The 23,970-nt window shown below is 72.1% G+C and carries 25 protein-coding genes; 5 read left to right on the top strand and 20 right to left on the bottom strand.

Going from position 1 to position 23,970, the window contains the following annotated elements:
* Positions 1-42: 42 nt before the first annotated feature.
* The 4 genes from HUN58_RS16910 to HUN58_RS16895 all read left to right on the top strand — a co-directional run bounded on the left by HUN58_RS16910 (position 43) and on the right by HUN58_RS16895 (position 6,465).
* Complete coding sequence (locus HUN58_RS16910) at positions 43-798, top strand: DeoR/GlpR family DNA-binding transcription regulator (RefSeq protein WP_058741775.1); 756 nt, start codon at positions 43-45, stop codon at positions 796-798.
* Positions 795-2,135 (top strand): 6-phospho-beta-glucosidase, encoded by a 1,341-nt coding sequence (locus HUN58_RS16905; protein WP_208745603.1) that lies wholly within the window; start codon positions 795-797, stop codon positions 2,133-2,135. The genes HUN58_RS16910 and HUN58_RS16905 overlap by 4 nt, the downstream gene beginning before the upstream one ends.
* 60 nt (positions 2,136-2,195) lie before the next feature.
* The gene (locus HUN58_RS16900) at positions 2,196-5,297 is read left to right on the top strand and encodes a glycoside hydrolase family 38 C-terminal domain-containing protein (protein WP_208745602.1); all 3,102 of its coding nucleotides are present in this window, start codon (positions 2,196-2,198) and stop codon (positions 5,295-5,297) included.
* 142 nt (positions 5,298-5,439) lie between these two features.
* Positions 5,440-6,465, top strand: a complete 1,026-nt coding sequence (locus tag HUN58_RS16895; protein WP_208745601.1) for an LLM class flavin-dependent oxidoreductase — start codon at positions 5,440-5,442, stop codon at positions 6,463-6,465.
* A gap of 105 nt (positions 6,466-6,570) precedes the next feature.
* Here the strand turns inward: HUN58_RS16895 and HUN58_RS21085 are convergent, their stop codons facing one another.
* Positions 6,571-6,957, bottom strand: coding sequence for an antitoxin VbhA family protein (locus HUN58_RS21085; RefSeq protein WP_368075751.1), 387 nt, complete (start codon positions 6,955-6,957; stop codon positions 6,571-6,573).
* Positions 6,917-7,309 carry a hypothetical protein gene (locus HUN58_RS16885; protein ID WP_208745599.1) on the bottom strand — a complete coding sequence of 131 codons (393 nt, stop codon included), beginning with the start codon at positions 7,307-7,309 and terminating at the stop codon, positions 6,917-6,919. Before HUN58_RS16885 ends, HUN58_RS21085 begins: the two co-directional genes overlap by 41 nt.
* On the opposite strand from HUN58_RS16885, the gene HUN58_RS16880 reads away from it, so the two are divergent.
* Positions 7,308-7,853 carry a hypothetical protein gene (locus HUN58_RS16880; protein WP_208745598.1) on the top strand — a complete coding sequence of 182 codons (546 nt, stop codon included), beginning with the start codon at positions 7,308-7,310 and terminating at the stop codon, positions 7,851-7,853. The genes HUN58_RS16885 and HUN58_RS16880 overlap by 2 nt on opposite strands.
* Positions 7,854-7,910: 57 nt before the next feature.
* Here HUN58_RS16880 and HUN58_RS16875 read toward each other — a convergent pair whose 3' ends face one another.
* The 18 genes from HUN58_RS16875 to HUN58_RS16790 form a co-directional block, all read right to left on the bottom strand.
* Complete coding sequence (locus HUN58_RS16875) at positions 7,911-8,168, bottom strand: hypothetical protein (protein ID WP_167510059.1); 258 nt, start codon at positions 8,166-8,168, stop codon at positions 7,911-7,913.
* Positions 8,169-8,357: 189 nt separating this feature from the next.
* Complete coding sequence (locus HUN58_RS16870) at positions 8,358-9,290, bottom strand: PfkB family carbohydrate kinase (RefSeq protein ID WP_141861411.1); 933 nt, start codon at positions 9,288-9,290, stop codon at positions 8,358-8,360.
* Positions 9,290-10,762, bottom strand: coding sequence for a cytosine permease (locus HUN58_RS16865; protein WP_114851062.1), 1,473 nt, complete (start codon positions 10,760-10,762; stop codon positions 9,290-9,292). The genes HUN58_RS16870 and HUN58_RS16865 overlap by 1 nt, the downstream gene beginning before the upstream one ends.
* Positions 10,763-10,850: 88 nt before the next feature.
* Positions 10,851-11,876, bottom strand: a complete 1,026-nt coding sequence (locus HUN58_RS16860; RefSeq protein WP_254631530.1) for an ADP-ribosylglycohydrolase family protein — start codon at positions 11,874-11,876, stop codon at positions 10,851-10,853.
* Positions 11,873-12,559: a GntR family transcriptional regulator gene (locus HUN58_RS16855; protein ID WP_254631529.1), complete on the bottom strand. Its 687-nt coding sequence runs from the start codon at positions 12,557-12,559 to the stop codon at positions 11,873-11,875. The genes HUN58_RS16860 and HUN58_RS16855 overlap by 4 nt, the downstream gene beginning before the upstream one ends.
* A 685-nt stretch (positions 12,560-13,244) precedes the next feature.
* Positions 13,245-13,418, bottom strand: a complete 174-nt coding sequence (locus HUN58_RS16850; protein ID WP_181819300.1) for a hypothetical protein — start codon at positions 13,416-13,418, stop codon at positions 13,245-13,247.
* Positions 13,419-13,890: 472 nt separating this feature from the next.
* Positions 13,891-15,066 (bottom strand): flagellar hook protein FlgE, encoded by a 1,176-nt coding sequence (locus HUN58_RS16845; RefSeq protein ID WP_114851060.1) that lies wholly within the window; start codon positions 15,064-15,066, stop codon positions 13,891-13,893.
* A 62-nt stretch (positions 15,067-15,128) separates the two neighbouring features.
* Entirely contained in the window at positions 15,129-15,560 is a 432-nt protein-coding gene (locus HUN58_RS16840) for a flagellar hook assembly protein FlgD (RefSeq protein WP_141861407.1), read from the bottom strand.
* A 12-nt stretch (positions 15,561-15,572) separates the two neighbouring features.
* On the bottom strand, positions 15,573-16,994 hold the full coding sequence (locus HUN58_RS16835; protein WP_208745597.1) for a flagellar hook-length control protein FliK: 1,422 nt from the start codon (positions 16,992-16,994) through the stop codon (positions 15,573-15,575).
* Complete coding sequence (locus HUN58_RS16830) at positions 16,991-17,710, bottom strand: C40 family peptidase (RefSeq protein WP_114851057.1); 720 nt, start codon at positions 17,708-17,710, stop codon at positions 16,991-16,993. The genes HUN58_RS16835 and HUN58_RS16830 overlap by 4 nt, the downstream gene beginning before the upstream one ends.
* Positions 17,707-18,138 carry a flagellar export protein FliJ gene (locus tag HUN58_RS16825; protein WP_114851056.1) on the bottom strand — a complete coding sequence of 144 codons (432 nt, stop codon included), beginning with the start codon at positions 18,136-18,138 and terminating at the stop codon, positions 17,707-17,709. Before HUN58_RS16825 ends, HUN58_RS16830 begins: the two co-directional genes overlap by 4 nt.
* Positions 18,138-19,469: a FliI/YscN family ATPase gene (locus HUN58_RS16820; RefSeq protein ID WP_180225235.1), complete on the bottom strand. Its 1,332-nt coding sequence runs from the start codon at positions 19,467-19,469 to the stop codon at positions 18,138-18,140. The genes HUN58_RS16825 and HUN58_RS16820 overlap by 1 nt, the downstream gene beginning before the upstream one ends.
* Complete coding sequence (locus tag HUN58_RS16815; protein ID WP_141861392.1) at positions 19,466-20,128, bottom strand: hypothetical protein; 663 nt, start codon at positions 20,126-20,128, stop codon at positions 19,466-19,468. Before HUN58_RS16815 ends, HUN58_RS16820 begins: the two co-directional genes overlap by 4 nt.
* The gene (fliG, locus tag HUN58_RS16810) at positions 20,121-21,203 is read right to left on the bottom strand and encodes a flagellar motor switch protein FliG (protein ID WP_257222115.1); all 1,083 of its coding nucleotides are present in this window, start codon (positions 21,201-21,203) and stop codon (positions 20,121-20,123) included. The genes HUN58_RS16815 and fliG overlap by 8 nt, the downstream gene beginning before the upstream one ends.
* The gene (gene fliF / locus HUN58_RS16805) at positions 21,200-22,861 is read right to left on the bottom strand and encodes a flagellar basal-body MS-ring/collar protein FliF (protein WP_180225234.1); all 1,662 of its coding nucleotides are present in this window, start codon (positions 22,859-22,861) and stop codon (positions 21,200-21,202) included. Before fliF ends, fliG begins: the two co-directional genes overlap by 4 nt.
* A complete protein-coding gene (gene fliE / locus HUN58_RS16800) occupies positions 22,861-23,208 on the bottom strand; it encodes a flagellar hook-basal body complex protein FliE (RefSeq protein ID WP_180225233.1) in 348 nt (115 codons plus the stop codon). The genes fliF and fliE overlap by 1 nt, the downstream gene beginning before the upstream one ends.
* The gene (locus HUN58_RS16795; RefSeq protein WP_058741145.1) at positions 23,208-23,603 is read right to left on the bottom strand and encodes a flagellar basal body rod protein FlgC; all 396 of its coding nucleotides are present in this window, start codon (positions 23,601-23,603) and stop codon (positions 23,208-23,210) included. The genes fliE and HUN58_RS16795 overlap by 1 nt, the downstream gene beginning before the upstream one ends.
* Positions 23,600-23,944 (bottom strand): flagellar basal body protein, encoded by a 345-nt coding sequence (locus HUN58_RS16790; RefSeq protein ID WP_180225232.1) that lies wholly within the window; start codon positions 23,942-23,944, stop codon positions 23,600-23,602. The genes HUN58_RS16795 and HUN58_RS16790 overlap by 4 nt, the downstream gene beginning before the upstream one ends.
* Between the last annotated feature and the right edge of the window lie 26 nt (positions 23,945-23,970).

Below are 23,970 nucleotides of genomic sequence, written 5' to 3'. Positions count from 1 at the left end.
ATGCTTGCGTTCTGAGCGAAGTTGATCGGTATGCTGCTCGGCATGAAGGACATCCGGGACATCGCGATCCTCGACCACCTGCGGGCGGCACGGGCGGCGTCGGTGACCGACCTCGCCGAGGCGACGGGGTCGAGCATCGCCACGATCCGCCGCGACCTGCAGCGGCTCGACGAGGCCGGACTGCTCCGTCGGACCCGGGGCGGCGCCGTCCTGGCGGACCCGCACGAGGGCGACGCCCCCTTCCCGGAGGTCGAGACCGTGAACCGTGACGCGAAGGCCAGGATCGCCCGGGCCGCGGCCGAGCTGGTCGAGGACGGGCACACCGTCGTGCTCGACATCGGCACGACCGTGCTCCAGCTCGCGCTCCTGCTGCGCGGGCGGCCGATCACCGTCATCACCGCGAACATGGCGGTGTTCGAGGCCCTCAAGGACGCCCCCGCGACGCACCTCGTGCTCCTGCCGGGCGACTACGACCCCGTGTACCACTGCGTCTCGGGGCACCTGACCACCGACTCGCTCCGCCTGATCCGCGCCGACCACGCCTTCCTCGGCGTCAGCGGGATCTCGGCGAGCGGCGACCTGCGCGACACCACGATCGCGCAGGTCCCCGTCAAGCAGGCGATCGCCGACGCGTGCGACGAGGTCACCGTCCTCGCCGACAGCAGCAAGTTCCCCGGCACCGGGGCGGCACGCATCGACCTGCCCAGCTCGATCGTGCGGGTCGTCACCGACGACGAACCGCCGGTCCCGGTCGCCGCCGCGTTCGCCGCGCACGGCGTGGAGGTCATCGTCACGTGAAGCTCGTCATGATCGGCGGTGGCGGGTTCCGCACACCGCTCGTGTACTCCGCCCTGCTCCGCGACCGCGCCCCCGGGCGGGTCACCGAGGTCGCCCTCGTCGACGTCGACGCGGCCCGCCTCACCACGATGGCCCGGATCCTCGCCGACCAGGCCGACGGCGTCGCGGACGCGCCGACCGTCTCCGTGCACACCGACGTCGAGGAAGCGCTGCCCGGCGCCGACTTCGTCTTCTCGGCGATCCGCGTCGCCGGCATGGAGGGCCGTGCGGCGGACGAGCGCATCGGCCAGTCGCACGGCGTGATCGGCCAGGAGACGGTGGGCTTCGGGGGCATCTCGTACGCCCTCCGCACACTGCCCACCGTGATGGCGCTCGCCCGGACCATCCAGCGCCTGGCGCCTGATGCCTGGGTGATCAACTTCACGAACCCCGCCGGCGTCGTGACCGAGGCGATGTCCACGGTCCTCGGGCACCGGGTGATCGGCATCTGCGACTCCCCCATCGGACTCGCCCGTCGAGCACTCGGCACGATCGGCGTGCAGCACGGGCCCGACGTCGAACTCGAGTACGCGGGCCTGAACCACCTCGGCTGGCTCACCGCGATCCGCGTCGACGGCGTCGACCGGCTGCCCGAGGTCCTCGCCGACGCCGGGCGGATCGAGTCCTTCGAGGAGGGCAAGCTCTTCGGTGCCGAGTGGATCCAGGCCCTCGGCGCGCTGCCGAACGAGTACCTGCACTACTACGCCTACCGCCGCGACGTCCTGCAGGCCGACCAGTACGCCCCGCACACCCGGGCGCGGTACCTCGTCGAGCAGCAGGACCGGTTCTGGGCCGCCGCGGCGTCGTGCGACCACCCGTTCCACGCCTGGCAGGACAGCCGGAACGAGCGCGAGGCCACCTACATGGCGACGAACCGCGACTCCGCCGGGATGGGCGACCGTGACCTCGAGGACATGACCTCGGGCGGCTACGAGGACGTCGCACTCGCGCTCATGCGCGGCATCGCGTACGACCAGCGCGCCCGGCTCATCCTGAACGTCCGGAACCGCGGCGCCCTCGCCGGACTCGACGACGACGCCGTCGTCGAGGTGCCCTGCACGGTCGACGCGACCGGCGCCCACCCGGTCCCCGGCGCCTGCGTGCCCGACTTCGGGCTCGGCACCGTGACCGCCGTGAAGTACGTCGAACGCCAGACCATCGAGGCGGCACTGCACGGCTCCCGCGCCGCCGCCCTCCGCGCCCTCGCGCACCACCCGCTCGTCGACTCGGTGCGCGTCGCGCGCGCCCTGCTCGAGGACGCGCGGTCCACGTTCCCGCACCTGTCCTACCTGACCTGACCCGCGCCTCCCGGCCGTCCCCAGTCCACCGCCCGGTCCGCCCCTCCCAGGAAGCCCGCCATGCACCAGAACCAGCAGCTCGTCGAGGCGCGCATCGAGCGCGTCCTGAACGAGCGGATCGTCCCCGCCGTCCACCAGGCCCGCACGCCGGTGAGCCTCGCCGCGTGGCAGGTGCCGGACGAACCCGTGCCGGCGGCCGAGGCCCTCGCGGCCGAGTACCGGCCGTTCGCGGTCGGCGAGTCCTGGGGGCGGGCATGGTCGACGTGGTGGTTCGAGGTGACCGGGGCCGTCCCGGCGGAGTGGACCGGACGGACCGTCGAGCTGCTCGTCGACCCGGGCTTCCAGGGCGACTGGCCCGGCAACCAGGCCGAGGGGCTCCTGCACACGCCGGACGGCACCCCGGTGAAGGGCATCCACCCGCGGAACCACCACCTGCGCATCGCGGACCGGGCCGTCGGCGGTGAGCAGGTGCACCTGTACCTGGAGATGGCGGCGAACCCGGACATCCTGGTGAACGAGTTCGTCCCGACGGAGTTCGGCTCGAAGCGGACCGCGCCCGAGTCCCCGATCTACACCTTCCGCACCGCCGAGCTCGCCGTGTTCGAGCCCGAGGTCTGGGCGCTGCGCTTCGACGTCGAGGTGCTGTTCCAGATGGTGAAGGAGCTCCCGGAGGCCGACCCGCGCCGCCACGAGGTGCTGCGCGACCTGGAGCGCGCGATGGACGTCCTGGCGCTCGACGACGTCGTCGGCACGGCGGCGGCCGCCCGGGCCGAGCTCGCCGGGGCCCTCGCCAGCCCCGCGAACCCGTCCGCGCACCGCCTGAGCGGCATCGGCCACGCGCACATCGACACCGCCTGGCTCTGGCCGATCCGCGAGACCAAGCGGAAGACCGGCCGGACGTTCTCCAACGTGCTCGCGCTGGCCGAGCAGTACCCGGACTTCAAGTTCGCGGCCTCGAGTGCCCAGCAGTACGCCTGGGTGAAGGAGCGCTACCCCACGGTGTTCGCGGGCATCAGGGCGGCGATCGCCCGCGGCCAGTGGATCGTCGTCGGCTCGCAGTGGATCGAGCCGGACGGCAACCTGCCCGGCGGCGAGGCCATGGTGCGCCAGGTCACGCAGGGGCTGCGCTTCTTCGCCGACGAGCTCGACGTCGAGACGCACGGCATCTGGCTACCGGACTCGTTCGGGTACACCGCGGCCTTCCCGCAGATCGCGAAGCTCGCCGGGCTGGAGTGGTTCCTCACGCAGAAGCTGTCCTGGAACCAGACGAACACGTTCCCGCACCACACCTTCTGGTGGGAGGGCATCGACGGCTCCCGGATCTTCACGCACTTCCCGCCGATTGACACCTACAACGCGACGCTTGAGGGCGAGGAGCTCCACCACGCCGTCCGCCAGTTCCGCGAGAAGGGCGCCGCGACGACGTCCCTGGTGCCGTTCGGCTACGGCGACGGCGGCGGCGGACCGATCCGCGAGATGATGGAACGCCAGCGCCGCGTCGAGTCGCTCGAGGGATCGCCCCGGGTGGAGGTCGAGCACCCGGACGACTTCTTCGCCCGGGCCCGCGAGGAGTACCCGGACGCCCCGGTCTGGGTCGGCGAGCTCTACCTCGAGCTGCACCGCGGCACGTTCACCTCGCACGCCCGCGAGAAACGCGGTAACCGCCGGGCCGAGCACCTGCTGCGCGAGGCCGAGCTCTGGTCGACCGCCGCCGCACTGCAGGGGGCTCCGTACCCGTACGAGTGCCTGGACGAGCTCTGGCAGGCCACGCTCCTGCAGCAGTTCCACGACATCCTGCCCGGCTCGTCGATCCGCTGGGTGCACGAGGAGAACGAGGAGAGCTACCGGCGCAACCACGCCGAGATCGAGCAGCTCACCGCGCGGGCCCTCGCCCACCTCGGCGCCGCCGGGGTCGTCGCGAACGCCGCGGACCACGACCGCCGCGAGCTCGTCCTCGACGCGGCCGGCACCCCCGTCGGCGTGGTCGAGGCCCGAGCGCACGCGCTCTCCCCGCTGACCGTCGTCACGCCGGAGCACGCGGTCACGGCGACCCAGGGCGCGGACGGCACCGTGCTCGACAACGGCCTGGTCCGCGTGCACGTCGACGGCGACGGGCTCGTCGACTCGATCGTCGACCTCGTCCACGACCGGGAGCTCGTGCCCGCCGACCGCTCGGCGAACCTGCTGCACCTGCACGAGGACCTGCCGAACGCGTGGGACGCGTGGGACGTCGACGCGCACTACCGGCGCTCCGTCGTGGAGCTGCGCACCGCCGAGTCCGTCGAGCTCACCACCGACGAGGACCTGCGCGCAGTGGTTCGGGTCCGCCGGGTGTTCGGGTCCTCCGAGCTCGTGCAGACGATCGCCGTGCACGCCGACGACGTCCGGGTCCACCTCGGGGTCGACCTGGAGTGGCGGGAGCGCGAGAAGCTCCTCAAGGCGTCGCTGCCCTTCGTCGTGCACGCGCAGCACCACAGCGCCGAGATCCAGTTCGGACACCTGCGCCGGCCGACCCACACGAACACCTCGTGGGACGACGCCCGCTTCGAGGTGATGGCGCACCGCTGGGTGCACGTCGAGGAGCCCGGCTACGGCATCGGCGTGACGAACGCCGGCACGTACGGCCACGACGTCACGCGACGCGTCGGCGCGCACGGCGAGGTCGAGACCGAGGTCCGACTCAGCCTGGTGCGCGGGGCGCAGTCCCCCGACCCCGAGCAGGACCTCGGGCACCACACGTTCGCCTACACGGTGCACCCGGGCGCGGACGTCGCGGCGGTCGTCGCGAGCGGGTACGACGAGAACCTGCCGCTGCGGGTGGTCCCCGCGGCGGGCGACACCGCTGCCGGCGGCACGGGCGCGACCGTGACGGCACCGGTCGTGTCGACGTCGCCCGGGATCCGCGTCGAGTCGGTGAAGCTCGCCGACGACCGCTCCGGCGACGTCGTGGTCCGGCTGTACGAGGCGCTCGGCGCCCGCTCCGACACGGAGCTCGACCTGCGGGTCGACGCGGTGGCCGTCGAGCAGGTGGACCTGCGCGAGCGTCCCCTCGCGGACCCCGCGCTGACCGCGCGGCGCTTCGCGTGGTCGGGTGGGACGGTCGCGCTCGGGCTGCGGCCGTTCCAGGTGGTGACCCTGCGCATCCGACCGCGCGGCGCCTGAGGCGGCGGGCGCTGCGGCGGCAGGAGCCGCGGCGGCGGGAGCCGCGGCGGGGCCGCGTCGACGGACTGGAGGCACGGTGCGGGTGGGCCGATCGGCTCACCGGCACCGTGCCTCCGATCCCGTGCCGTGCCACCATCGGAGCATGCCTGACCACGGACGACCCCTGGCACGACTCGGCTTCCTGACGATCGGGTCCTTCGACCCCGCGGCACCGGGAGCGGGACACGAGGACACCCTCCGCACGATCGAACGCGCCGAGGCGCTCGGCTTCGACAGCGCCTGGCTCCGCCACCGACACCTGCAGCACGGCATCTCGTCCCCCGTCGCGGTCATGGCAGCTGCGTCGCAGCGGACCTCCCGCATCGCACTCGGCACCGCCGTCACACCGATCGGTGCGGAGAACCCGTTCCGCCTGGCCGAGGACCTGGCCACGGTCGACGTGCTGCTCGGCGGGCGGCTGCAACCGGGCTTCTCGTCCGGGACGCCGATGCACTACGACCTGTACCGCGACGCGATCCACCCCGACACCGCCGAGCACGAGGACCTCGGCGAAGGACGGCTGCTGCGCTTCCGCGACCTCGTCCGGGGCGACCCGGTCACCGGGCCCGTCGGACGCCGGGGCATCGAGGAGTTCGCCTCCACGGTCCAACCGCACAGCCCGGGCCTGGTCGACCGGCTCTGGTACGGCACCGGGAGCACGCGCTCGGCGGTCTGGGCCGCGCGGAACGGGTTCCACCTGCTCACGTCGAGCGTCACCCGGAGCGAGGTCGGCACGGACTTCGCCGCGAACCAGCGCGCCCAGGTCGAGGCCTACCTCGACGCACATCCCGCGCCCGAGCAGGCGCGGGTCTCGCAGGGACTCGTCGTCGTGCCGACGGACACCGCGACGCCCGAGCAGGTCGCGCGGTACCGGGCCTACGCCGCGTCCCGCGCGGACCGGGTCGGCGTCCCGCAGGGGCCGGCGGGCATGCTGTTCGCCTCCGACCTGGTCGGGACGTCCACCGAGATCGCGGACCGTCTGCGCGCGGACGCCGGGTACCAGGTCGCGACGGAGGTCGCCTTCGCCCTGCCGTTCTCGTTCGCACCGGACGACTACACGCAGATCGTGACGGACATCGCGGAGCGCCTGGGCCCCGAGCTCGGCTGGTCCCCCGCGCCGCGCGCCTGACACCCCGAGGTCCGGCCAGGCCGCGCCGACCGGTCGGTCACCGTCGGCGTTCGACGGTCACCGGACCGCGCCCGCACCCGCACCCGCACTACCGTCGCGGGTGTGTCACGGAACCGGGTTCCCACGCGACCCCGTCGGTCGGCGCAACGGCCCACAGAGCGGGCCGATCTCGACCACGTCGGTACCGGAGGCGCGGTGGTCACCCGCACCGCGCCTCCCGTCCCCTGCCGGACGCGGCAGCGCAACCCGACCGACGGAGGAATCCGACTCCGTCTCAGGCGGGTCCGCCGTCGACGGGTGGAGCCGCCGCACCTCGGCGTGCATCTGCTCCCACGTGGTCTCACCGGCAGCCCAACGGTCCTGCAGCTCGTGCACCGCATCGGACGCACGACCTCCTTCGAGAGCGGTGGACACCCGTGCTTCATCGACGATCTGTCGCCGCCGGTCGTGCTCATCGGGGCTCAGCCGCGTAGACCGTCGCGGTCGGAGCACGGGGAAGCCGTACTTCGCTTCGAGCTGCGCCGCCGCTTCTTCGTACGTCAGCGAGCCGTCGAGGATGCCGCGCCCGCCCCAGCGCCTCGGCGTCGGGGAAGTGCCCGGCGAGCTGCTGACCCTTCTCGATCATCGCCATGGCCTGCTCGAGTGCGTCACGGCTCAGCGGCCGTCGATCGTCGTTCATCGCACCCCTCCAGAAGATGCAGCGAGCGTCGCTCGTGCGGCCGCCGCCGAGCGCCGACGGTGCGGCACCGCGACCGTCGTCACTGGTTGTTTCCAGTTCGTCGTGGTGCGGTGAGCGGATGATGTTCTTCGCCGACGAACCGGACCCGCTCGATGCTGCACCCATGGACGAGCCTCCTCGGGATCCACGGCACGGGCCATCGGAGGACGAGCTGCCGGGTGTGCTCGGGTACGGGCTGCGGTGGGGATCGAGTGCGAACGCGATGGTCGTCGTCGAAGCGGCTCGTGTCTTCTCCGACGGGGTCATGTTCCAGGTCGGTCGGCAACTCCGCCGCGGTGATCTGAGCGTGCGAGCGTTCCAGCAGCTGGTTCACGAGGACCACTTCTACGCCTCGGACGAGGACCGCCGAGCGCGACTCCGGTACGGAGCGGTCCTTGCTGACGGGCAGCACGTCACCGACGGCTACCCGTTCTGCCGCGACAGTGAAGGCACCGGAGCCGTGTTGATGCGGCACGGTGGCGGGGGCGGTGGGGGCGCGTCGTCGTACCGGTACACCGACGAACTCTGGCTGCACCCCCTTCCACCGACAGGACCGCTCGAGCTCGTCGTGCAGTGGCCATCGCTCGGCCTCCCCGAACAGCGCGTCGCCCTCCCCGCGGCAGACATGCTCCAAGCGGCTGAACAGGTCACCGCGCTCTGGCCAGATTGAGGTCATCACTCGCGACTGGACCCTGCACATCTCGGTAGCCGATCGATGACCGAGACGTCAGCGACGGCTTCGGTGGGTCCCGTTCAACTCGTTGCGGACGGAGTGGAGGGTGACGTAGGCCGTGTCCAGGCGCGGTCCGGCACTCAGGAAGAGCAGCAGCACGTAGCTGGCGAAGGCGACGGCCATCGCGGCGAAGAATCCGTGAACGGCGCCGGTCTGCGGATCGGACATGAAGTTCATCCCGAGGAACAGCGTGAGCGCAGCCGCAGCAGAGAACAGCGACGCCACGAGCAAGTGGGCTGCTGACTCGTCCAAGGCGTCTCGATCGAACCGCTCAGTGTCACGGGACTGCCCATGGCGTCTCAGTAGCCGATGACGATCGCTGTGGGCCGCATCATCGGTGCCGACCATCTACCGGTACCGACCACGAAGCCCCCGACTGCTCACTCCGGCCGGGGGCTTCGTCCTGCTGGATGCGGTTGCTGCGGATCGCGGACGCTTTGCTCAGTGGACTGTGATCGGGGCCGCGAGCAATGCGTCGATCTGGGTGCTGGTCGGTGCTGTTGCTGGTCCGTGTTGTGTCACTGCGAGGGCGGCGGCGGCGTTGGCGCGTCGAACCGCAGCAGTCAATGGATCCCCGCGAGTCAGGGCTGCGATGAGCACGCCGCCGTGAGCGTCACCTGCACCGTTCGAGTCCACCGCATCGACGGTGAAGCCTGGAACCAGGATTGGGCTGTGTCCGGGCTCGGCGACCCAGCAACCTGCTGCACCGTCACGGGCCAGCGCGACGCCGCGTGCACGCCCGGCGATCGCGGCGACTGCCCCGGATAGCTCGGCCTTGGTCGGCGCCATCAGCCGTGCCTCGCGCGCGTTGGCGCTGACAACGTCGGCCCTCGTCATCACGGGGTCCAGCACCGTGTGCGACAGCGTGTCGACCAGCGGGGAGGGATCAAGAACGACGCGCACGTCGTCGGGGACGGTGCTCAGCCAGTCGGCGATGGCTGGACCGTTGGTGGTGTGAGCGAGCCCGTAGCCGGATACGAACACCGTGTCTTCAGAGCGGAGCTCGACCCGGTCGAGGTCCGCTCGGGTGAGGCGACCCTCTGCTCCGACGCTCGTGACGAACGTGCGCTCGGTCGATGCGTCCACCAGTGCGACGCAGTAGCCGCTGTCGACGTCCTCGAGCCCGGGCTGGACGACGTCGACGCCGGACTCCTCGAGAGCTGCGCGGACGACGTCGCCGAACGGTCCCGTGCCGTACTGGCCCGCGAAGACCACCGACAGACCGTCGCGGGCAGCGGCGACCATGGTGTTGAGGCCACCGCCGGCGGTGATCGACGACGCCGAGGCGATGACGTCCCCTCCCGGTTCCGGGACGGCGTCGACGCGCAGGACGATGTCGACTATGACGTTGCCGACGGAGACGAGCCGCCCCATCAGGACCGGGCCTCCGTCGGAGCGACGACCTGACCGCGTGCTCCGCCGGTGAGCAGGTACGCTGCCGCCGCGACGACGAAGGTGACGACCCAGCCGAGGCCGTTCGCGCCGATCCAGCTGTCTGACAGCGCACCGACGTAGATCGGGTGCGCGCTGCCGACCTGGATCGAGGTGAAGAGGAAGCCGACGACGATCGCGACGACCCAGGCGCCGAGGGCTCCCCACGCGACGCCGCCGCGGTACCAGTAGCGGCCGCCGGGGCGCAGGTCGAGGAGTGCCGTCGGGTCGTACCAGCGGCGGCGGAGCATGTCGGCGGTGAACACGCCGAGCCAGGCGGTGATCGGTACGGCGAGCACGGAGATGAACGTGATGAACGGCGCGTAGAAGCCGTCCGCGACGAGCATGAAGTACATCGCTCCGAGCGTTGTGACGACCACGTCGACTCCGACCGCCCAGACCCGGGGCACCTTGACGCCGAGTGTGAGCGTCGTGAGGCTCGCCGAGTAGACGGAGAGGTGGTTCGACAGCAGCAGCCCGCCGAACGCAGCGATGAGGTACGGAATCGCCATCCAGCTCGGCAGCAGATCACGGATTGCTGCAACCGGGTCACCGGCCTGCGCTAGGGTCGGATCGCCTGCGGAGACGAGGGCGCCGAGGCCGACCAGAACGACCAGTGGAATCCCGGCTCCGGCCGCGCTCGCGCTGATGAGTGCGCCGGCCTTCACCGACGTGCGGGTGTAGCGGGCGATGTCCGCGCCCGCGGTTGCCCATCCGATGCCGGTGCCCGCGGCGATGGTGCCGACACCGATCACCAGCGCGGCGACGGGGCCCGCGGGCTGGGAGCCGACGACGTCCCAGTTGACGCGGACGATCAGGAAGACAGCGACGAAGACGTTGAGGGCGCCGAACACCCAGGTCGCCCACTTCTGCACGGCGACGATGAACGCGTGCCCGAGGCCGGAGACGAGCACGGTCGCGGCGACGAACACGAGGATTGCGACGATGGTCAGCACCGGGTTCGCTTTGGCGTCTCCGTTGGTACCGAACAGGATCGTGAAGAGCGACAGGAGCACGAAGGCCGCTGTGGTGGTGTTCACGGTCTCCCACCCGAGGCGGGACAGCAGCGACACGGCGGTCGGTCCGATGTTGCCGCGGACACCGAACACCGCCCTGCTCAGGGTCAGCCCGGGCGCGCCACCTCGGCGGCCGGCGATCGAGATGACGCCAACGACCGCGAAGGAGCCGGCGGCGCCGATCACCGCGACGAGCAGCGCCTGCCAGATGTTGAGGCGCTGGAACGCTACGAGGGTCGCGCCGAGGGGTAGGCCGAGGATCGAGATGTTCGCCGCGAACCAAACCCAGAAGAGGGCGCCTGGTGCGCCGTTGCGTTCATCGTGGGGGACGGGTTCGATGCCGCGTTGCTCGATCGTGGTCAGGGTGCCACTGGAGAGCGTGGTGGTGTCTTGGGCCATGGGGTCCTCTTACATCATTGGAAGGGTGCTGCACGAAAGGGATGATCGGACGGCGGCGGCCACGGAGAACCGCCACCCTCCGGTCAGGTCAGGCCGATTGACGGAGCGCGAGAAGCCCGTCGACCAGCGGATCGAGTCTCAGGTGATTGACGGTGGTGACGGCGTCCACCGCATCGGAAGGCCAGGCGTCAGGTCCGTGTACCGCTCCGAGGACGGCACCCGCCATCGCAGCGATCGTGTCGGTGTCGCCGCCGATCGATGCCGCCGTGCACAGCGTCTCCCAGGGGTCTTCGTCGAGCGATACGAGGGCGAGCGCTGCGACGACGGATTCCTGGCTGGCGACACTCGTGCCGATGAGTTGTGAGACGGCTTCGATGCGATCGGCCGGCGGCACGGTCGGTAGATACTCGATTGCCCACGTCGTCCGGGCCGCGATGTCGGCACCAGCGATCCAGTGGCCGCGATGGGTGCCGATCGTTGCGGCAGCGATCGCGGCGTCGAGCGCTTCGGCTCGGGTGGCGCCGTCGATTCCGGCGCTCACACCGGCGGCGATCGCGCTTGCGCCCGCTATACCGAGCCCAGTGTCGTGGGTCACACGTGAGGCGTTCTGCACGGCGTCGACCAAGCGGACGAGGTCGACTGACGGCACGGCGATCCCGACCGGGGTGATGCGCATCGCGGCGCCGTTGGTGGTGCCGGTCGATCCGGCTTCGGACGCCGGGACACCGTCGAGGATCCTCTGCACGGCAGTTTTGGTACTCGGCCCCAGTAGATCGAGCGAGCCTTTTGCCTCCATCGCACGTTCCCACGCGATGAGTGCTTCGGCGAAGCGGGTCGGGTGGAGTCGCCCTCTGCCTTCGAGGAGCAACTCGGCGACGAGCACAGCCTGTTCGGTGTCGTCGGTGATCGTGCCCGCGGGCATGCCGGCAGCGATTCGCTGGTGCGGTCCGGCGTCGACGAAGCCGGTGATCCTCCCGTGGTCAGCGCGGATCTGCGCGAGTGACATGGATTGGGTCGGCATGCCGAGGGCGTCGCCGATCGCGAGGCCGGTCATCGCGGCAAGAGCAGCGGTCTGGTGAGTCACGGAGTCCTGTCGGGTCGAGAGTGTGGTCACGGCGCTGTTCCGAAACGCATGTGCAGTCGGAAGCGATCTGGGTCGAGCAGACTGTCGACGCGCTCGACGAACACGCCTTCGGCGGTGCGCGAGACGCGGCGGCTTCGAAGAAAGGGTGTGCCGTCGGCGCGCTCGAGCAGGCGGGCATCGTTCGTGTCGAGCGGCACGACGTCGATCCACTGCTCGGCGCTGGAAGGGATGAGGCCGGCTTCGGCGATGGTGGCGGTGAGCGAGTCGTCGACGAGGCCTTCGATGATCGCGGACGCAAGACGTCCCACGTGCGGCAGGATGCTCCGCTCGAGCGATACGGGCCGCTCGCCGGTGACGGCACGGATGCGGTCCACCGCGACGAACACGGGAGTGGCCGCGTCGAGCTCAGCTTGCAGGTCCGGACTGTCCAGGCGCGCGATCCGCAGGATACGAGTCGTTACCTCGGTGCCCGAGGCAGCGATCGAGCGGGCCCATCCGCCGCGTGGATCGAGCGTCGCCCCGTCGAATGTCACGACCGACCCGACACCCCCGTGAGTCGAGATGTACTCATCGTCAGCCAGGTCTGCGAGAGCGGCGCGAACGGTGCCGCGGCTCACTTCATAGCGAGCAGCGAGGTCGTGCTCACCCGGCAGACGTTCACCGGCGCGGTACCGTCCCGTGGCGATCGCGTCACGGAGGGCGTCAGCGACCAAGCGTCGCTTCGATGAGACAGGCATGGCCGAAAGAGTACATGTACAAGACCTGTTCAACAACCACTACGATTTGATGCTCGCGGACGATGGCGGTCGCAACTCGTCAACACACCACCCGCCAGGTGTTGCGGACGATCGGAGAGGCGGCGGGTGAGGTCGGCGTTGGCCGTCGCGCGGGAGTTTGGTAGCCCTCGCGTCGTGCTCGTCGGTTGCGAGACAGGGCCGAAGCGGCTCCGAGTGCGAAGTGGGTAGCGTCGGCGGCGGCTACAGGAGCGCCGGTACCGGTGTCCGACAGCCGGTCCTTCAGCGGGCACCGCCTGCCCGCCTCTTCTCGCCACGACGGCTCCTGTCTCAGATGGCTGGTCCGGCGATGGTCTCACCGAGGGCTCGGTATGTGGACGTCGGAGCCGCTTCCTCCTGGCGCGGTCATGGGTCGTCGTCGTTCGATCGGCTCGCTCGAGGAGGACGGGCGCGGCACGGCGGTGTGTGCGCCGCCGGAGCTGTCGCCGGTGCTTGCGTACTTCCAGTCACCCGATCGTCTGGTCCGACGAGGTGTCGCTCGGGCGCCACGCCTGGCCGTTGACGCAGTTCCGGTGGAAGCAGGTCACCGCGAGACCGAGCTGGTCACGAGCGCCACGTCGAGTCCCGCCGCGGAGAGCCGGCTGACGGAGCCCCGGCTTCCCACTCAGGCGCGACCTCTCCGCAACCAGTCCGCGAACGTCACGACACCCACCAGCATCACCACGACGCAGACGACGAGGGACGCACCAGCGAAGCCGCCGCCGCCGCCGAGCACCAGGCACGCGTCGCCGAGGACGCACGCCGTGATCGACCGGATCAGGAGTACGGGGCTCTCCAAGCGGAAGCCTGCTCTCGCTCGTCGCACCTCTGGACGGCGTCCGTTGCACAGCCGTTGTCCGGCCGCGATGACTCGAAGCCGTTCTACCGGGGCAGCGCGTGCCACCAGCGGATCAGCAACGCATCCTGGTGGGCCGGGAGCGGTCAGCCCGGTGCCGAGGGCATCGGTCGCGGTGACGTCGAGCGGCATCGGCACGGAGCCCCGCCGGTGCTCGTGCACCACGGACTCGTCCTCCTCCTCCCCCGGCGGGTGACAGAACGTGGTCTGCAGCTGCGTCACCGGGTCGGTGAGCGTGTCCGTACCGGCGTACTGATCCGCAGTCGCCGCACGACGACCGGCCGTGATCGCACGGCCGGTACGGAATCGCGGAGCGCCTGGGCCCGATCCCGGATGATCCCCCGCGCCCCGCACCTGACGGCGCCCGGCGGCCGCCGGACCGCCCGCCGCCCGCCGACCGCCGCCGCCGCCGCCCCTACCGCTTCAGGTTCGTCAGCTCCTGCAGCACCTCGTCGCTCGTCGTGATGATGCGCGCGTTCGCCTGGAACCCGCGCTGCGCGACGATCAGGTTCGTGAACTCCTGCGACAGGTCGACGTTCGACATCTCGAGCGTGCCCGACGCCAGCTGCCCGACCCCGGGGTCGCCCGGCGCACCGACGGTCGCCTGCCCCGAGTTCGCGGTGGCGCGGTAGCCCGACGCCCCGGTCTTCTCGAGGCCGGCCGGGTTCGCGAAGGTCGCGAGCGCGATGCGGCCGATCGCCAGCGATGCGCCGTTCGAGAAGGTGCCGACGACGGTGCCGTCCTTCGCGATCGAGTAGCCCTGCAGGGTGCCGGCGGCCTTGCCGTTCTGCGACGCGATCGAGGACGTGTCGAGCGTCGCGAAGCCGCTGAGCTGCGTCATGTCCACGGCGATCCCGCCGACGGTCAGCGAGCCACCGGCGGTGAGCTTGCCGTCCGCACCGAAGGTCAGCGTGCCGGTCCCGGTGCCGCCCTGGCCGTCGGTGCCGGCGACGGACCACCCGGTGGCGGTCCGCGTGTACGTCAGGGTGAGGGTCTGCTTGGTGCCGGACGCGTCGAACACCGTCGACTCGCGTACGCGCGTCCCGCCCACGGCGGTCTCCGACGGCAGGTTGCCGGTGACGGAAGCGGTCGTGGTGCGCGTGGCCGGTGCGGCGGCGTCGAGCGGCAGGACGATGTCCCCGAGCTGTCCGCCCTGGTTCACGACGCCGTTCGTCGCGGGGTAGCCCTGCACGATCTTGCCGTCGGCGGACACCAGGCGACCGTCGGCGTCGAAGTCGAACGCGCCGGCGCGGGAGTACACGGTGTCGTTGCCGAGGCGCGTGACGAAGAAGCCGTCGCCGGAGATCATCAGGTCTGTGGCCTTGCCGGTGGCCTGCGCGGAGCCCTGTGCGAAGTTCGTCGAGACCCCGGCGACCTGGACGCCGAGACCGATCTGCGCGGGGTTCGTCCCGCCGATGCCGGTCTGCGGTCCCCCGGCGCCCTGGGTCATCTGCGACAGGGTGTCCTGGAAGACGGTGGACGACGACTTGAAGCCGACGGTGTTGACGTTCGCGATGTTGTTGCCCGTGACGTCGAGCATCTCCTGGTGGGAGCGGAGGCCGGAGATCCCGGAGTAGAGCGAGCGGAGCATGAGGTGTCCCTTTCAGAACGAAGAGCGAAGAGCGAAGAACGAAGGAGAAGAGAGGGACCGCGTCAGGCGGTCGTGATACCGGAGATCACGTCGAGGTCGACCTCCTTCCCGTTCACGGTCACGGTCGGCACGCTCGAGGCGTACGACACGGCGGTGGCGGTCCCCGTGACGGCGGACCCGGAGGCGGCGTCGGTGTAGCTGACCTGCTTCCCGACGAGGTTCGCGGCGGCGATGCGCATCTGCAGCGAGAAGTTCTCGTTCGCCGTCGTGGTCTGGTTGGTGACCTGCTCCATCATCGCGAGCTGCGTCTGCTGGCTGATCATCTGGTTCGTGTCCATCGGGGACGACGGGTCCTGGTTCCGCAGCTGCGTCACGAGGAGCTGCATGAACACCTCGGAGTCCATGGTCTGCGACTTCTTCGTGGTGCTGTTCGCCGCGAGGGCCGCGGCCTGCGCCGCGGTGTCGACGGAACCGGTGATGCCGGAGAGGGGCATGGTCGTGGCCTTTCAGGCGAGGACGTCGAGTCCGACGGCGCGGACGGTGGACGGACGGGGGGTGGGCTGCGGGGCGGGCGCGGGGCGCGCCTCCAGGCCGGGGTCGGACCGCAGCGGCGACGGAGCCGGACGGTCGTCGCGACCGGGCTGCGCGCCGGGGTGGTTCTGCGACGACAGGTCGAGCGTCGTCGCGACGCCGGCGCCCGCGGCGTCGCGGCGCAGGTCCGGCAGGACCTGGCGGACCGCGTCGCGGCCCGCCTCGGACGCCGCGAACAGCTCGACGTGCATGCCGTGCGGCGTGACGTGGGCGCGGACCGTGACCGGTCCGAGCGTGTCGGGCACGACCTGGACGGTGACGACGTGCTCGCCGGTGCCGGCGTGCGCGAGCGCGAACACCGGGCGGGCGAGCTGCTGGGCGAGCGGGGCACTCGTGGCCGGGGCGCCCGTGGTCGGCGTGGGTCCGGCGGTCGGGGCCGCCGGCGGGGTCGGGACGGTGACGGCCGGCTCACCACCGCGGGGTGCGGAGACGGCCTGGAGGATCGGATCACCCTGCTCGGTCCGCGTCGCCTCCGGTGCGTGGCCGGTCCCGCGGGACGGCTGCGCGGGGCGGGTCACGGGTACGGCAGGTGCGGTCGCGAGCGCAGCCGCGGTGTCCGCGGTCGCCGGCGCCGGCGCGGACGCCGTCGCCGTCGCCGTCACGGGGGCCACCGGCACTGCGGGCGCGGCGGGCGCCACAGCCGTGGTGGACGGGGTTGACGGGGTGCCCGTGGTGGCCGGGCTGCTCGTCGCCGCCGGCTCCCCGTGCGCGAGCGGCGCCCGGGCTGCTACCGGTGCCGCTGCCGTCGCAGGCGTGGGCGTGGGCGTGGGCGTGGGCGACGTGCCCGGGTCGATCGACACCGCCGGGTTGTCGCGGACCGGGGCCTGCGCCGGTGTACCGCTGGTCGGAGCCGGGGTGGTCGGGGCCGTGGTGAGCGGAGCCGCGGTGGGCACGATCGTCGACGCCGCGACGACGGGCGTCGCGGTCGCGGCCACGGGCCCCGCCGCCGTCTCGTTCGCCGACGTGGTCGAGGCCGGCGTCCCCGGCGCCGTGGCAGTGGTAGTGGCGGGTCCCGCGGGCGCGATCGACGGCACGGGCACCGGGAGCGCGGCCACGAGTGCGACCGGGAGCGCCGCGGCGGCGTCGCTCGCAGCGACCAGCTCGCCGGTCGTCGTGGTACCGGCGCCGTCGTGGTCGGTTCCGGCGTGCTCGGTCGCGGTGTGCTCGGGCTCACGACCGTCCCGGGGCGCGGCCTGGTGCGCCGAGCCCGCGACCGCGGCCATCGCGGCGCCGAAGGGCTCGGCCGAACCCGACGCCTGGCCCGAGCCCGGCGCGGACGCGGGTGGCGTCGGCGCCGACCGGACGGCCGGCGTGGGGACGGTGGACACCGGGCTCATGCGGCACTCCCGCGCATCATCGACAGGAGCGCCGCGGTCTGCAGGTCCGTCGCGCTCGACGCCGCAGCGCCCGCGGACACGACCGGGGTCGCGGGCGTCTCGGACGGGACGATCCGGCGGATGGTGGCGATGTCGGAGTCCTTGTACCAGTTGTCGACGATGCGGACGTCCTTGCCCGGGCGCGGAGCGTGCAGGACCTTGCCGTCGCCGAGGTAGATGACGATGTGCTGCTCGCCCTTCGGCACGATGAGGTCCCCGGGCTTCGCGTCGGCCAGGGACGCGACCGGCACACCCATGTCCGCCTGGTCCGGCACGACGCGGGGCATCGTGACGCCGAGGTCCTTGAACACCGTCTGCACGAGACCGGAGCAGTCCATCCCGGAGCGGGTGGTGCCGCCGAACACGTACGGCACACCGAGGTACTTCTTCGCGTCCGCGACGACGTCCGCCCCGGTCGCGCCGCTGCCGGTGGCGAGCGTGCCCTTGCCGGCGTCGACGGAGGTCGCGGGCGCTGCGGTGGCAGCGCTCGCCGCGGAGGTCGACGCGGACAGCGGGTCGTCGGCCGCCGAGGAGAGCGCGTCCGCGAACGTCGTCGAGGACGCGGCGCCGGAGGACCCGGTCGTGGTCGTCGTCGTCCCGCCGGTCACCCCGCTGCGCAGGGCGTCGATGCGTGTGCGGATCTCGTCGATGCGGGAGAGCACGGCGTCCACGCTCATCGGGCACCACCTTCCGTGCGGCGTCGAGCCGCGATCTCGTCGAGGGCGTGCTGTTCCGCCCGGAGTTCCTCGGCCGCCTGCTGGCGCGCGTGCTGCGCCTCGAGCTTCTCGAGCCCGAGCGCGGCCCGGCGTGCAGCGGTGTGCTCGGCCTGCGCGGCGTCGGCGTCCTCGCGGCGGGACCGTGCGACGGCCTCGAGCTCCTCGAGCATCCCGCGCGTCGACGCCCGGGCGGCGGCGACCGCGCTGAGGGTCGCCGCGTCCGTGATCGGCTGGGACGCCTCGCTGTCGGCCAGGTTCCGCCGGGCGGCGATCCGGGCGTCCGCGGCGTCGCGCACCCGGTCGTTCGCGGCGGCGAGCACGGCGGCGGCGCGGTCCTGCTGCGCGTGCCGGAGCCGGAGCAGCCCGGCGAGGGGGAAGCGCTTCGCCATCAGCCGGTCACCCCCAGCCGTGCGACGAGCGTCTCGAGCGCGTGCCACGAGGACGCGGCGTCGGCGCGCTCGTCCATGCCCTGCTGCAGGAACGCCTCGATCGCGCCGCGGTGGTCGACCGCGGCGTCGACGAGCGGGTTCGTCCCGCGCTGGTACGCGCCGACGTCGAGCAGGTCCTGCGCCCCCTGCCGGGCGGCCATCACCTTCCGGAGGACGGTCGCCGCGGCACGCTGCTCGGGCGTCGTGACCTTCGAGGCTACGCGGGACACCGAGCCGAGCGCGTCGACGGACGGGAAGTGCCCGGTCACGGCGAGCTTCCGGTCGAGCACGACGTGCCCGTCGAGGATGCTGCGCGCGCTGTCCGCGATCGGCTCGTTGTGGTCGTCGCCGTCGACCAGGACCGTGTAGAGCCCGGTGATGCTGCCGACGCGGTCCGTCCCGGCGCGTTCGAGCAGTCCGGCGAGCACGGAGAACGTCGACGGCGGGTAGCCCCGGGTGGCCGGGGGTTCGCCGACCGACAGGCCGATCTCGCGCTGCGCCATCGCGACGCGGGTGAGCGAGTCCATCATGAGCACGACGTCGGCCCCGGCGTCCCGGAACGACTCCGCGATCCGGGTGGCGACGAAGGCCGCACGGAGTCGCATGAGCGCCGGCTCGTCCGAGGTCGACACGACGACCACCGAGCGCGCCAGGCCCTCCGGACCGAGGTCGTCCTCGAGGAACTCCCGCACCTCGCGGCCGCGCTCCCCCACGAGCGCGATGACGTTGACGGCCGCGTCGCTCCCGCGCGCGATCATCGACAGCAGCGACGACTTGCCGACACCGGACCCGGCGAACAGGCCCATGCGCTGCCCGCGCCCGACGGTCGTCAGGGTGTCCAGGACGCGGACGCCGAGCTGCATCGGCGCGTCGATGCGCGTGCGGGCCATGGCGTCCGGCGTCGGGTGGTCGATCGGGACGGCGCCGTCCGAGTCCAGGCGTCCGCGGCCGTCGATCGGACGGCCGAGCCCGTCGAGCACGCGGCCGAACAGCCCGACGCCCGTCGGCACGAGCACCGGACGCCCGGTCGGCCGTGCGGGGGTGCCGGCGGTGATGCCGGTGAGCCGGCCGAGCGGCATGCAGCGCACGCCGGTGCTGTCGGTCGCGACGACCTCGACGGCGGTCTGCGGTCCGCCGTCCGCGCCGACGGTCACGACGTCGCCGATGCGCGCGTCGAGTCCCGCGACGGTCAGGCCGAGTCCGACGGCGCTCGTCACGACGCCGACGCGCTGCGGCCCCGCGGCCGCACGGGCATCGTCGAGGCCACGGGGGCGGAGCAGCGTCGCGGTCACCGTGCCGCCTCCAGGGCCTCGCGGGCACGACCGAGCGCGGCGTCCAGGCGGGCGTCGAGCAGGCCGTCCGGCAGGTCGACGACCGCGTCCCCGTCGCGGAGCGACAGGTCGGCGACGACCGGGACCGGCAGGTCGAGTCCGGCGACGCGCGTCGCGTCCGCGGGGCTGGTCCGGACCGCCAGGGCGACCGTGCGGTCGACCAGCGCGAGCGCCCGCCGGACCGTCGCCTCCGCACCGTCCGCGCCACGGTCCTCCAGGCCGGCTCCCGCCCCGTCGGCGTCCGCCGCCGTGTGGTCACCGACCGTCTGCCGGGAGGCGCGCACCGCGTACCCGACGACGGCCTCCGCCAGGTCCAGGGCCGCGTCGACGAGCGAGTCCTCCGCGTCCGCCAGGACGGGCGCCACCTGTGCCAGGAGCGCGTTCGTGGCGGCGTCGAGGACCTGCACCCGGCGGGCGGTCTCCGCCTGCAGGGCCGCGACGCGCGCGGCGTGCTCGGTCTCGAGGCGCGCGTGCAGCGCCGCGGTCTCCGCCTGGGCGGCGCGCAGCCCGGCCGCGTAGCCGGCGGCGTGCCCACGGACGTCGGCGGCCGCGGCGCGGTCCCGCGCGACGGTGCCGTCGAGCACCGGGTACGCGACGCGCTGCAGGACGGGGTCAGTCAACGAGCTCGTCCTCCTCGGTGCGGTGCACGGTGATGACGCCCTGCGCCTCGAGCTCGCGCACGGAGCGGACGACCTCGGCGCGCGCCTCCTCGACCTGGGACACGCGGACCGGCCCCATCGACTGCAGTTCGTCGTCGAGGAGCTGGCGGTTGCGCTCGGAGACGTTCGCACGGATGGTCTCGACGACCGGGCCCGGAGCGCCCTTCATGGCGGTCGCAAGGAGCTTCGAGTCGATGCCGCGGAGCACCTGCTGGATGTCCCGGGACTCGAGCTTCACGATGTCGGTGAAGGTCAGCATGCGGGAGCGGATGTCCTCGGCGAGCTCCGGGTCACGCGCCTCGAGCCCCTCGAGCACGGCCTTCTCGGTGGCGACGTCCGAGCGGTTGATGATGTCGACGAGCGGGGCGATGCCGCCGACGACCTCGACACTCTCGCGCGGGGAGACGACGGCACCGGCGCGCTGCCGGAGCACCCCGGCGACGATGCCGACCGCCTCGGGCGTGGCGCTGCCCATCGTGGCGAAGGCCTGGGCGACGTCGGTCCGCACGCGCTCGTCGACCCCGGCCAGGACGGCACTCGCCTGCGCGGGCTTGAGGTGCGCGAGCACGAGGGCGATCGTCTGCGGGAGCTCGCCCTCGAGCAGGCTGACGACCTGCCCGGGCTCGGCGTCGTCGAGGAACTCGAACGACTGCCCGGCCAGGTTCGACGCCAGGCGGTCCATCACGCCGGCGGCGCGCTCGGAGCCGAAGGACGCCTCGAGCAGCCCGAGCGCCGCGTCCTTGCCGCCGCGCTTCTGCACGTGGCCGCGCTGGGTCATCCGGTGGAACTCGCTCATCGTCCGGTCGACCACGGTGTCGTCGACGCGGCGCATCCGGACGATCTCGGCCGAGATCTCCTCGGCCTCGAGCTCGGTGAACTGCTTCATCACCTCGGCGGCGCGCTCGGTCTCCATCTGCATGAGGATGAGGGCGACCTTCTGCGCGCCGGTGAGGGGACGCTCGGCGGCGGTCCCGCCGCCCGCCGGGGTGTTCCCGGCGGCGGCACTCCCAGCGGCGACCGGCACGACGCCGCTCACACCGGGGACCGGTCGTCCAGGAGCCCGCGGAGGAGCTCGGCGGTGCGCTTCGGATCGCGCTCGGCCAGGGCGGAGATGTCCTGGCGGCGGCGCTCGGCGCTGATCTCGTCGGTCGTGAGGACCTCGGTCGGGGCGTCGTCGTGCGGCAGGGTCGGGAGCGCGACCGTCGGGGCGTCCCCGGCGGCCAGGCCGCTCCGCTCGGCGTCGTCGAGCGCGAGCGGCAGCTCGAACGTCTCGCCGGCGAAGGCGTCGAGCTCGCCGACGTCGACCGCCTCGCGCTCCTGGCGACGGCCGCGGCGGGCGAGGACGATCGCCAGGACGATCGCGGCGGCGAGCACGGCGACGACGATGCCGGCGGTGCGGATCGCGGACCACATCGACGCCTGCTGGTCGGCCTGCTGCTGCGCCTCGAGCGCCTTCTGCGCGTCCTGGGCGGCGGAGCGGTCGAAGTCCATCACCGCGACGCGGACCTGGTCGCCGCGGACGTTGTCCACCCCGGCCGCCGCGGCGACGAGGTCGTTGACGCTCTGCAGGTTCGCGTTCTTCACGGCGTCGGCGCGGGCGTTCAGCGCGACCGAGATGGTCTGCCGCTGCACGCCCCCTGCCGGGATCTGGGTCGTCTCGGTGGTGTGGTCGACGGCGTTGTTCTTCGTCGCGGACTCGTTCGTGTAGCCACCGGTGCCGTTCGACGCGGCGCCGTTCGGGACGGCGACGTTGTCCGGGCCGAGGACGCCGGTCGCCCCCGCTGCCCCGGCGGCGCCCGCGCCGTACTGCTCCTTGGTGCTCGACTCGTTGAGCGCGACCGGCCCGGAGGTCGGGGTGGCGAAGCTCTCGGACGTGCGGGTGCCGGACTGCTCGTTCATCGTCGCGGAGACGACGACGCTCGCGTTCCCGGCCCCGAGGGTCGTGTCGAGCAGGTCCTGGATCTTCTTGCTCGTGGTGGCGTCGTAGTCCGCCGCCTGGTCCTGCCCGCTGCCGGTTGCGCCGGTGCCGACGGCCGACAGGGTCTGGCCCTTCGAGTCGACGACCGAGACGTCGGTCGGCTGCATGCCCTCGACGGCGGCGCTCGTCAGGTGCACGATCGACTGCACCTGCTCGGTGGTGAGCTGCTTGCCGTTCTCCGTCGCGACGAAGACGGACGCGGTGGGGTCCTTCTCTTCGGAGGTGAACACGGTCTTCTCCGGGATGGCGAGCTGCACGGTCGCGGTCTGCACGCCGTCCATCGACGAGATCGTCTTCGCGAGCTCACCCTCGATGGCGCGCTTGTAGGTGACGTCCTGCTGGAACTCCGAGCTCGTCACGCCCATCTTGTCGAGCAGCGAGTAGCCGCCCTCGTTCGACGACGGCAGCCCGTTCGACGCGGCCTTGAGCCGCTCCGAGTAGACCTGCGCCTGCGGCACGAGGATCGTCGCCCCACCGTCGCTGAGCTGGAACGGCACCCCGTCGGTGGTCAGCTGGTCGGTGATCGAGCTCGCGTCCTTCGCGGCGAGGCCGGTGAACAGCGGCGCGTAGGTCGCCTTCCCGAGCCAGCTCGCGAGCGCGATGCCACCGAGCACGACCGCCGCGATGCCGATGATCGCGATGGTCCGCTGCGCGGCGGAGAACCCCTTGACGTAGGCGACGAGCCGGGCCCACGTGTCCTGGACGGCGGCGGGCATCAGGCCTGCATCCGCATGATCTCGTTGAACGCGTCGACGCCCTTGTTCCGCACGGCGGCGACGAGCTCGAGCGTCACCTGCGCACGGGTGGCGGCGATGGTGGCGTCGTGGATGTCGTCGAGGTTGCCCGTGACGGCCTTGAGCGCGAGCGTCTTCGAGGTGCTCTGCAGCTGCTGCAGACCGTCGACGGCGTTCGTCAGGCTGCCGGCGAAGCCGTCGCCGGCGCCGGTCGTCCCGGTGGTGGCGTCGGCACCGCCGAGGCCGCCGGTCCCGGTCACGTCGGACGTGCTCGGGAACGCGCGGGTCATCGCGTTCGTGGTCACACCGTTCACGGCGTCGATGGGCATCAGTTCTTCCCGATCTGCAGTGCCGCCTCGTAGGCGGTCTTCGCCCGGTCGACCACCGCGGCGTTCGCCTGGTAGCCGCGCTGGGCCATGATGAGGTCCGCCATCTGCGTCCCGAGGTCGATGTCCGGCATCCGGACGTAGCCCTGCGCGTTCGCGAGGGGGTTCTCCGGGTCGTAGGTGACCCGGCCGGCGGCGCTGCCGAACGCGGCGCCCTTGACGTAGGCGCCGGAGGTCCCCGCACCCTCCTGCACCTCGACGTACCGGGCCTGGAAGGCGGAGTCGTCCATCGAGCGGACGGTGTTGACGTTGGCGATGTTGTCCGAGATCGCGTCGAGCCACTTCCGGTGCACGGTGAGGCCGGTGCTCGCGATGCCGATCGCGTCGAAGGTCGTCACGAGCTCGTCCGCATCGCCGCGCGCACGCTCGTCAGTTCGCTGTTCATCGCCTGCGTGGCGAACTGGTACCGGAGCACGGTGTCGACGTTGGAGAGCGTCTCCTGGTCGAGGTTGACGTTGTTGCCGTTGGTGTTCGTCGGCTCGAGGCTCCGCGCCGTCGTCGCCGCGGTGTGGCCGTCGCCGTGCACGATCGACTGCGCGAGCGCGTCCTCGAACTGCACCTTCTCGGCGTGGTAGTCCGGCGTGTTGATGTTCGCGATGTTGTTCGCGATGGTGCGCTGTCGCAGCGACAGGCCGTCGAGCGCGCTCTGCAGCGCGGCGCTCGTCACGGAATCGAACACTGGTCGACCGTCCCCTTCGGCAGCGG

This window comes from Curtobacterium sp. Csp1 (genome assembly GCF_013347185.1).
This window is presented reverse-complemented; position numbering and strand designations above follow the sequence as displayed.

What these genes read in the sequence shown, in the direction of transcription:
- HUN58_RS16910 (WP_058741775.1), top strand. Translation starts at nt 43, where the DNA reads ATGAAGGACATCCGGGACATCGCGATCCTCGACCACCTGCGGGCGGCA.
- HUN58_RS16900 (WP_208745602.1), top strand. Translation starts at nt 2,196, where the DNA reads ATGCACCAGAACCAGCAGCTCGTCGAGGCGCGCATCGAGCGCGTCCTG.
- HUN58_RS16895 (WP_208745601.1), top strand. Translation starts at nt 5,440, where the DNA reads ATGCCTGACCACGGACGACCCCTGGCACGACTCGGCTTCCTGACGATC.
- HUN58_RS16880 (WP_208745598.1), top strand. Translation starts at nt 7,308, where the DNA reads ATGGACGAGCCTCCTCGGGATCCACGGCACGGGCCATCGGAGGACGAG.
- HUN58_RS16885 (WP_208745599.1), bottom strand. Translation starts at nt 7,309, where the DNA reads ATGGGTGCAGCATCGAGCGGGTCCGGTTCGTCGGCGAAGAACATCATC.
- HUN58_RS16870 (WP_141861411.1), bottom strand. Translation starts at nt 9,290, where the DNA reads ATGGGGCGGCTCGTCTCCGTCGGCAACGTCATAGTCGACATCGTCCTG.
- HUN58_RS16865 (WP_114851062.1), bottom strand. Translation starts at nt 10,762, where the DNA reads ATGGCCCAAGACACCACCACGCTCTCCAGTGGCACCCTGACCACGATC.
- HUN58_RS16845 (WP_114851060.1), bottom strand. Translation starts at nt 15,066, where the DNA reads ATGCTCCGCTCGCTCTACTCCGGGATCTCCGGCCTCCGCTCCCACCAG.
- HUN58_RS16840 (WP_141861407.1), bottom strand. Translation starts at nt 15,560, where the DNA reads ATGCCCCTCTCCGGCATCACCGGTTCCGTCGACACCGCGGCGCAGGCC.
- HUN58_RS16835 (WP_208745597.1), bottom strand. Translation starts at nt 16,994, where the DNA reads ATGAGCCCGGTGTCCACCGTCCCCACGCCGGCCGTCCGGTCGGCGCCG.
- HUN58_RS16830 (WP_114851057.1), bottom strand. Translation starts at nt 17,710, where the DNA reads ATGAGCGTGGACGCCGTGCTCTCCCGCATCGACGAGATCCGCACACGC.
- HUN58_RS16825 (WP_114851056.1), bottom strand. Translation starts at nt 18,138, where the DNA reads ATGGCGAAGCGCTTCCCCCTCGCCGGGCTGCTCCGGCTCCGGCACGCG.
- fliF (WP_180225234.1), bottom strand. Translation starts at nt 22,861, where the DNA reads ATGCCCGCCGCCGTCCAGGACACGTGGGCCCGGCTCGTCGCCTACGTC.
- fliE (WP_180225233.1), bottom strand. Translation starts at nt 23,208, where the DNA reads ATGCCCATCGACGCCGTGAACGGTGTGACCACGAACGCGATGACCCGC.